Source organism: Planomonospora algeriensis, assembly GCF_977012225.1.
In genome coordinates, this window is record NZ_CDRNDK010000689.1 from 1 (window position 1) to 2,485 (window position 2,485).

General features: G+C 72.6%; 2 protein-coding genes. Both read left to right on the plus strand.

The genetic code is table 11. The annotated features are described in order from the left end of the window. A partial coding sequence (locus ACWJ6R_RS34550) for a hypothetical protein (RefSeq protein ID WP_449066242.1) occupies positions 1-715 on the plus strand: 715 nt, incomplete at its 5' end. Between the two features lie 56 nt (positions 716-771). Next, the gene (locus ACWJ6R_RS34555; protein ID WP_449066243.1) at positions 772-2,283 is read left to right on the plus strand and encodes a metallophosphoesterase family protein; all 1,512 of its coding nucleotides are present in this window, start codon (positions 772-774) and stop codon (positions 2,281-2,283) included. Positions 2,284-2,485: the final 202 nt, after the last annotated feature.

Genomic DNA, 2,485 nt, shown 5'->3' on the forward strand with positions numbered 1-2,485 from the left:
TCCCGGCTCCCGCGCCGGCCGTACCTGGTGGGCGGGGCGGTGGCCGGGGCGCTGCTGCTGGGGGGCGGCCGGGGTGCTCGGCGCCCGGATGCTCGCGCAGGGGCCGCCGGAGAGCGCCGACGTGCTGTACCGGGACGACTTCGGCGACGACACGTCCGGCTGGTACAACCGCGAGGGCAGCCGCGTCGACGTCCTGCACGGCTACACCGGGGACGGGCGCTTCACCATGGCCAGCGACTCCTCGCACTCGACCCGGTCGAACAACGCGCCGGTCAACGCCGAGGCTCCGGAGCACGTGCTGGTCAGTGTCAAGACCGTCCTCGCCTCCGGGAACCCGTCCGGCGCGTGGAGCGGGGTCTACTGCCAGTACGCGCCAGAGGAGGACTACTTCTTCTACGTCGCGGAGGTCAGCCCCGGCGGGCGCGCGCGCATCCGCAGGAGCACCACCGAGGACTCCTGGAACCTGACCCCCGACGTCCCGATCCCGGATCTCAAGAAGGACGGGGCGGTGCTGCGGCTGGAGTGCGAGCGGGGCGACGGACGGATCCGGACGACGTTCTGGGTGGACGACCACCTGGTGGGGGCCGTGGTCGACGAGGACGTGGCCAAGGCGGACGGCAAGCCCCTGTTCGGGATCTACGTCACCAAGTGGCCCGGAGGCCAGACCGAGACCCGCACCTACTTCGATGACTTCCGGATCGCCCGCCTGCCCTGACCGGTGCGGTTTCCCGAACGGGCGCACGCGCGCATGATCGCGGTCAGAATATGACCATGGTCGACGTCGGACGGGCAGCGGAGCGCGGGCGCGAGGTCTCCTCGCGGATCTCGGAGGAGGGGGCGGGCTGGGACTGCGTGGAGATCGGCGCGTTCGCCCGGCTGCGACCGCCGGGCGCGCAGTCGTTCTCCTGGCTGGACCCGCGCACGCTCTGGCGCTCGCGCAACGAGATCCTCGCCGCGCTGTTCGGCGACCCGTCGGGGCAGGTCCGGGCGCGCTGGACGGCGGCGCAGCGGGCGCGGGGCGCCGACCCCTCCTTCCGGATCCCGCTGGAGGTAGGGGAGGAGTTCTCCTTCCTGATCCTCGGCGACACCGGCGAGGGCGACGCCTCGCAGTACGCCGTGGTGCCCGGCATGCTCCGGATCGGCGAGGACACCGCCTTCGCGGTCATCGCCAGCGACGTGGTCTACCCCACCGGCTCCGGCAACGAGTACGACGACAAGTTCTTCCGCCCCTACCAGGACTACCGGGCGCCGATCTACGCGATTCCCGGCAACCACGACTGGTACGACGGGCTCGGCGGCTTCATGCGCGTCTTCTGCGACGCCCCGGCGCTGGAGACGCGGCGGGAGGGGCTGCGGCTCTCGCCCTCCGGGCTGCGCGGGCTGCTGTGGCGCCGGCCGGAGCCGATCGACGAGGAGCGGCTGGCCCGCGCCCGCGAGCGCCGATCGGCCCCTGAGCAGCAGGCCGTGCAGCCGGGGCCGTACTGGGTGCTGGAGGCCCCGGGTCTGCTCATCGTGGGGGTGGACACCGGGATCACCGGCACGATCGACCGGGAGCAGGCCGACTGGCTCCGGCAGGTCTCGCTGGACCCGCGTCCCAAGGTGCTGGTCACCGGCAAGCCCATCTACGTCCGCAACGAGTACAAGCCGTCGAAGCTGGAGGGCGGCGGCACGATCGACGACATCGTGACCGACCCCCGGCACAACTACGTCGCCGCCATCGGCGGGGACGTGCACAACTACCAGCGCTTCCCGGTCGAGGTCGGCGAGCGGACGATCCAGTACGTCGTGGCGGGCGGCTCGGGGGCGTTCACGCACGCCACCCACACCATCCCCAGGGTCACGGCCGGCGGCGTGCACGAGGACGACTACAAGTGCTACCCGCTGCGCGGCGACTCGCTCTCGTTCTACAGCAAGCTCTACAGCGAGCGGCTGCGCATGCGCTGGCTCTACCTCACGCCGGACGAGGCCGTGTGCCTGATGTCCCAGCGGATCGGCAACACCCCGCCGCGGCCGATCGGCGGAGTGCGGATCACCCGGCGGATGCGGTGGGCCGCGCGGCTGCTCGGCTCCTGGCCGCTGCCGCTCCGGTTGCCCGTGGGCAAGGTCTTCCACCGCTACCTGTCGGAGCTGTCCGACTGGGACACCCCGCCGTTCTTCAAGAGCTTCCTGCACGTCTCGGTGACGCCGCAGGCCCTGCGGATCCGCTGCTTCGCCGCCACCGGCTGCCTGCCCCAGGAGATCGAACCCCCGCTCGAAGACGAGGTCCTCATCCCGCTCGCCTGATCGAAACCGTCGGTGGCGCGTGGCACGCTGGGGGCATGAACGTCGTGGTCGTGCCGGGGTCCGGCGGGTCCGGCCTGCTCCGCCGGGAGGGGCAGGAGACCGAGGCCGTCGCGGACCTGGCGGCGGCCGTGCGGGAGCTGGAGTCGGGGGCGGGGACGGGGCCCGCCGGGGGACCCGGCCGCCGGGACTCGGCGGGCACGGG

Bases quoted from the DNA above. Each gene is read 5' to 3' on its own strand.
- ACWJ6R_RS34555 (WP_449066243.1), top strand. From the start codon at position 772: ATGGTCGACGTCGGACGGGCAGCGGAGCGCGGGCGCGAGGTCTCCTCG.